Source organism: Winslowiella iniecta, assembly GCF_001267535.1.
GTDB classification, from domain to species: Bacteria; Pseudomonadota; Gammaproteobacteria; order Enterobacterales; family Enterobacteriaceae; genus Erwinia; species Erwinia iniecta.
Genome location: NZ_JRXE01000002.1, coordinates 211,599 through 216,592, shown reverse-complemented (window position 1 = coordinate 216,592; position 4,994 = coordinate 211,599). Strand labels below are relative to the sequence as shown.

4 protein-coding genes are annotated in these 4,994 nt (G+C 50.9%); 1 reads left to right on the top strand and 3 read right to left on the bottom strand.

All coding sequences use genetic code 11. The features are described from left to right. Both NG42_RS02190 and elaB read right to left on the bottom strand, forming a co-directional pair. Nucleotides 1-1,729 (bottom strand): hypothetical protein (locus NG42_RS02190; RefSeq protein WP_162231008.1); only part of this gene is annotated, 1,729 nt, incomplete at its 3' end. Nucleotides 1,730-2,029: 300 nt separating this feature from the next. Beyond that, on the bottom strand, nt 2,030-2,341 hold the full coding sequence (gene elaB, locus NG42_RS02185; RefSeq protein WP_052897318.1) for a stress response protein ElaB: 312 nt from the start codon (nt 2,339-2,341) through the stop codon (nt 2,030-2,032). Nucleotides 2,342-2,739: 398 nt separating this feature from the next. Between elaB and NG42_RS02180 the strand changes: the two genes are divergently transcribed. Continuing rightward, nucleotides 2,740-4,398 (top strand): glucan biosynthesis protein D, encoded by a 1,659-nt coding sequence (locus NG42_RS02180; RefSeq protein ID WP_052897390.1) that lies wholly within the window; start codon nt 2,740-2,742, stop codon nt 4,396-4,398. A 79-nt stretch (nt 4,399-4,477) separates the two neighbouring features. Here NG42_RS02180 and NG42_RS02175 read toward each other — a convergent pair whose 3' ends face one another. Further along, nucleotides 4,478-4,927 (bottom strand): GNAT family N-acetyltransferase, encoded by a 450-nt coding sequence (locus NG42_RS02175; RefSeq protein ID WP_052897316.1) that lies wholly within the window; start codon nt 4,925-4,927, stop codon nt 4,478-4,480. Nucleotides 4,928-4,994: the final 67 nt, after the last annotated feature.

Sequence of the window (4,994 nt, the reverse complement as noted above, 5' to 3'; positions counted from 1 at the left end):
CCTGCAGATATTGACTGTCGGACGCCGATGAAGCCCAGACTCGCCGTGACGGTGCCCCCCAGTTAGCCAGCACGCGTTGCTGACCCGGTTTCTCGCTAATTAACGCTTCCGATATTTCAGATAACACCCTGGCATTAAGATGCACATTTGCCGCACAGAATTCTCTCCATTCACCGGCCTGTTTATTGAAATAGATTTTCTTCGGTACTTTATTGCCTGGCGACAGACCCGATACTGTCCAGCTGTCATCAGCGGCGGAATAGCTGAGCGGATGATAGCTTTCTTTAGTCTGGATAAAATACTGCTGCTTCGGGCCAAAAGTGAAAATATGCTGACCCTCAACGCCTTTAATTTGCCAGGCATTGGTTTGCGCATCGCGGGTTGCTGGCTGCCTGGTCACTTGCTTTCCGTCGACTCGCTCCGCTATACCAGTGTTTGGGCTATCCGGATAAAGATTCCAGCGCTGGCCGGCGATTTTTTTCTCCAGTACCACATGAACCGTCAACCCGGTTGGTGAGTGAGTGATCACGGTTCCCGGCAAGTTAACCTCCGCTGCGTTTACCGCTGGCGGACTTTTAAATATGCCGCTACCGGGTTTCACGCGCGCTGGATTAAATGCCGCCCTTGCCTGGGTTTCAGGCAGTATTGTTGTTGCCATCCCCCATTCAAGAATAAAGTCTGCTTTGCTTTGTCCGGGTTTGCGCTCAAAAATCTCTCCGGATACGGTTTCCCCCACTTTCCTCGAAAAAAAACCCAGCACCGCCGCGCCTCCGCTCTGTAAAAAATGCAGCGGGTTATAACTTTTTGTCCCTTTGATAAATAGCGTTTGTCCCTGCTCAGTCATATCATCTGCCCACTGAGTGATTTTTGCCCCGACACTCTGTTTGTTTATCGATTTGTCTTTGATGGACATTTCATAAAACATGTTGCTTCGCCGCATTTGATCTTCATGCACCCGCCTCGGACGCGATCTGTCGTCCGCTGGAGCGCTGAAAACCATCCAGCCATCCTCCAGCGTGGTGATCAGCTGTTGCTGTTGTTCGCTGTCCAGCACGATATTCATGCGTTGGAAAAACGTCTCTAATTGCTGACCGAACTGGCTGCTGTTATCCGCCGGCTGATGAAAAACGTCATGCGTTGCAGGTAGCGGCAATAGCGATTCTTCCGCCAGATCTGCCAGTTTTTCCTGCTGTTGTAGCGATCTTTTTGGTCGCGTAAATTCGCCGCTGTTGGCGGCAGACTGAGGGTAAGTCGTGCTTCGGGAGGTATCCCCCGTCCGCAGTAATTGCCGGGCTGAGGAGGTCACGACACTGTTCTTTGCCGGCACCGACCCGGCGTAAATTTGCGGCTGAGCGGGGACGAAAAGGTGTAACGCCGCTTCAACTGCCTGCACCATGCCGCTGGGTTGTCGCGGAAGCAGTGGCGCTTTGGCTGGCAGTATGCCGTGACCTTGCTGAATCCCTGGGCTCTCACTGGCGATGCTGACCGTATTCTCAGCCATGTCGTTCAGATATTCCCGCTGTTTTTCCCGCAGGCTAATCCTTGAGATTCGACTTAATATCGGCTGTTTCTTTCCTTTGGCGTAACGACGATCGGCTTTGATATAATCCTTTTGCGAGATAGACGCAGCGGTATTTTCGATAGCCGACAAAGGTAATTTAAATAAAGGCACATCCTTTAACCCTGCCTGATTAAAACTTTGCCAGAAACTGATTATTTTCCCTAACATCAGCGCATTCCTTTTATTTCAAACTGGAGATATTATTTGGCTGAAAACAATTAACTGCAAATATAAAACGACAATCTCAGTGAACATAATAAATATAAAGTTATTTTTTCACTTACAAAAAAAGCTCAGTCAGCAAAAATAAAATAGCGGAAAGTAATAATAGTTTAATTACCTGCCAGCAAAAATTAATTAGCGATAAATCATCAGTGGTTTTAAATTTTGAGGAAGGACGCGCGTGAAGAGAGAAGAAAAAATTGGGGCCGGTATGACCGACCCAAAAACTTTATCGGCAGGCCTGATTTAGCGACGTGCCAGCAGTAAACCAATGACCAGGCCAGCAGTGGCACCGACGCCAATACCATGCCACGGTTTTTCGTGCACATAATCATCAGCACGATACACTGCCTGTTTGGCGCGGAAATAGTAGTTATCCGAGGCCTCACTGACGCGTGATTTAACATCATGCAGTGCCTGCTCAGCTTTCGCTTTGAGCTCAATGTATTTCTGATCGGCAGGGTCACCCGAGGATTTCAGCACTTCTTCCAGCGTTTCGGTCAGCAGTGTCAGATCGTCATCCAGTCGGGTCTCATGCGTTTCATCAGGTATAGCCATTTTCTTCCTCCGTGTACGAATAACATGCATATCCATTAACTATAGACCGTTTTCTGGCGGTTGCGCGTCATTGCTACCAGGAATAACCTGAGAATAAAGCGGTAGTCGCTGAAAGTGGCGCTGATTTATCCATTTCCCCTGCTCACCCCCCATCAGGTGCCCACCGCCGCCTGCGCACAAAAAAGCAGCGAACGTAAAGTGCGTTAAATCTGTCGCCAGCGCAGCGGAAAACCGTGGGTTTATTCGATTAATCTGATAAATTTCATCAGATTTGAATTTTTGTATCAGCAAGCTGTCGTACCTCCCTGTAACCCTGGCCTTGCCAGGAGATGCAAATGGGTGCACAAGCGCACGACAGTCACTACAAACTCCGTTCAGCAAAGGAAAATACTTCTGGCATGAATCGAAGAATGTTTATGAAAGCGTCAATGGCATTCGCTACCGTAAGCGGTATGTCTGGCTTATCCACGCTATTTGCGCAGTCCGCCTGGGCAGATGCCGATATTGCTGACGGCACCGCGATGCGATTTGATTTTGACGTTCTGAAAAAGATGGCCGCAGGCATGGCTAAACAGCCGTGGGGTGGCGCACCAGGTCCGCTGCCGGACACGCTGGCAACGCTGACGCCTCAGGCTTACAACGAAATCCAATACGACGCCAATCATTCTCTATGGAATGATATCGCCGACCGCGAACTGGATGTGCAGTTCTTCCACGTTGGCATGGGCTTTAAACGTCGTATCCGCATGTTTGCCGTTGATGAAAGCAGCCGCGAAGCGCGCGAAGTCCACTTCCGCCCGGAACTGTTTAACTACAACAACGCCAGGGTTGATACTCAACAACTTGAAGGCAAAACCGACCTCGGATTTGCCGGTTTCCGTGCGTTCAAAAAGCCGGAACTGGCAAAGCGCGATATTGTCTCCTTCCTCGGTGCCAGCTATTTCCGTGCGGTAGATGATACTTATCAGTACGGTTTGTCGGCACGCGGTATTGCGGTAAATACCTTCAGTAACGGCCAGGAAGAGTTCCCGGATTTCACCGCCTTCTGGTTCGAAACGCCAAAAGCGGAGGACACCACGTTTACCGTGTATGCCCTGCTTGATGGCCCAAGCGCTACCGGTGCCTATAAGTTTATTATCAACTGTGAATCTAAACGCGTGGTAATGGAGATTGAAAACCATATCTTCGCGCGTAAAGATATTAAACAGCTCGGTATCGCGCCGATGACCAGTATGTTCAGTTGCGGCACGAATGAACGCCGCATGTGCGACACCATCCATCCGCAGATTCACGACTCCGACCGCCTGGCGATGTGGACCGGCAGCGGCGAATGGATCTGCCGTCCGCTGAATAACCCGCAGAAATTACAGTTTAATGCCTACCAGGACAATAACCCGCGCGGGTTTGGCCTGTTGCAACTGAACCATGATTTCAAGGATTACCAGGATGTGATTGGCTGGTATGACAAGCGGCCGAGTCTGTGGGTCGAACCGGTCGGTAAATGGGGTAAAGGTGCCATCAATCTGATGGAGATCCCGACCACCGGTGAAACGCTGGATAACATCGTCTGCTTCTGGCAGCCGGAAGAGCCCATCAAAGCCGGCAGTGAATATAAATTCCACTACAAGCTTTACTGGAGCGGCTTGCCGCCGGTGCGCAGCGGTTTAGCGCGCGTTGATGCAACCCGCACCGGTATGGGCGGCTTCCCGGAAGGCTGGGCACCGGGCGAGCATTACCCGGATGTCTGGGCGCGCCGTATCGCGGTGGATTTTGTCGGTGGCGATCTGAAAGCTGCTGCGCCGAAAGGTATTGAGCCGGTGATTAACGTCTCATCCGGCACCATTAAGCAGGTAGAGATTCTGTTCGTCGAGCCGCTGAACGGTTATCGCATCTTGTATGACTGGTATCCGAACAGTGACGATACTAAACCGGTGGAGATGCGGATGTTCCTGCGCTCGCAGGGAGAAACGCTGAGCGAGACCTGGCTGTATCAGTATTTTCCGCCGCCGCCGGATAAACGCCAGCATGTTGACGATCGGCAGATGCATCCCGATTGATTGATATCTGAATAGAATGGCCTATTTTTGCAGGGGCGGCGTTCTCGCTGCCCCTGTCGAGAGTTAGCACTCTGTTTCGCTAATTCTGCATTGCAATATGCGGAATATCATCCTCAAGATAGATCTCGCCTACTGGCTTAAACCCTAAGCGGCCATAAAAATCCTGCAAATGCGCCTGGGCTGACAGATAGATCGACTGGCCTGGCCAGTTATGCTCACAACTGGCAATTGCCTGTTCCATTAATCGGTAACCGAGGCTTAACCCTCGCGCTTCAGGCGCAATAATCACCCGGCCAATGCGCACCGGTTCCCCTGGTTGTTGCGGCGTCAGAATGCGCGCATATGCCACCACTTTATCCTCCAGCATACCGATAATGTGACGGTTATCGCGCGCCAGATCGTCACCGTCGATATCCTGATAAGGGCAATTTTGTTCCACCACAAATACCCGGCTACGCAGCGCCAGAATAGCGTAAAGCTGAGCGACGTTAAGCTCACTGTGGTGTAAATCCTGCCAGATAAGTTCCATGCTCCTTCTCCTGCATTTTCCTGTTATATCGCTTCCCGCCGGGTGCGCAGTGCGAACAAAGTAAATA